This is a genomic window from Saccharothrix sp. ST-888 (assembly GCF_000955975.1).
Taxonomy (GTDB): Bacteria; Actinomycetota; Actinomycetes; order Streptomycetales; family Streptomycetaceae; genus Kitasatospora.
Genome location: NZ_JYJF01001079.1, coordinates 1 through 264, shown reverse-complemented (window position 1 = coordinate 264; position 264 = coordinate 1). Strand labels below are relative to the sequence as shown.

General features: G+C 74.2%; 1 protein-coding gene. It reads left to right on the top strand.

From position 1 onward, the window contains the following. Positions 1–264, top strand: a 264-nt coding sequence (locus UK12_RS35695; protein WP_045307387.1) for a polyketide synthase dehydratase domain-containing protein, incomplete at both ends; no start/stop codon positions are given.

The following is a 264-nucleotide window of genomic DNA, read 5'->3' as shown; positions in this document are numbered from 1 at the left end:
AGGCGGCCGACGAGTCCGGACGGCGTCCGGTCAGCCTGCACTCCCGTCCGGAGGATGCCTCCGGCGAGGAGCTGTGGACGCGGCACGCCACCGGTGTGCCCGCCCCGAGCGCGGTTGCCGGATCCCCGGCTTCGTTCGAGCTGGGGGAGTGGCCTCCGGCCGGTCCGGTCGAGGTTGCGGTCGACGACCTGTACGAGGTGTTCGGCGAGGCCGGGTTCGGGTACGGACCGGTGTTCCAGGGCCTGCGCGCCGCCTGGCGCAAGG